The following is a 430-nucleotide window of genomic DNA, read 5'->3' as shown; positions in this document are numbered from 1 at the left end:
GTTTCAACACACAGCCGCCCGAAGGCGGCTGGATTTTTGGTTCATCAACTCGAGCTGTTCGTTGTTGTTTCAACACACAGCCGCCCGAAGGCGGCTGGCAAGGCAGCCTGACCGTTTCGCCCGAGGATTTTGCGTTTCAACACACAGCCGCCCGAAGGCGGCTGGATAACTTGGGGATGTTGGTAAACCTGACAGCTTGGTTTCAACACACAGCCGCCCGAAGGCGGCTGGCGGCGGACGTGCCGATGGACGCGAGTGCGTCTTGGTTTCAACACACAGCCGCCCGAAGGCGGCTGGCTTTGCTGGCAACCAAGTGGACTTTGCCGTCTTGGTTTCAACACACAGCCGCCCGAAGGCGGCTGGACGATGCGTTGGCGGCAATCCTGAAAGATTTGGGTGTTTCAACACACAGCCGCCCGAAGGCGGCTGG

At 59.5% G+C, this 430-nt stretch carries 1 CRISPR repeat array.

The features are described from left to right. Position 1: 1 nt before the first annotated feature. Positions 2-430: direct repeats of the CRISPR family, unit length 31 nt; unit sequence TTTCAACACACAGCCGCCCGAAGGCGGCTGG.

Origin of the sequence: Neisseria sp. HMSC074B07 (genome assembly GCF_001810355.1) — a bacterium.
GTDB lineage: Bacteria > Pseudomonadota > Gammaproteobacteria > Burkholderiales > Neisseriaceae > Neisseria.
The sequence above is the reverse complement of the archived record's forward strand: the minus strand, read 5'-3'. Positions and strand labels throughout refer to the sequence as shown.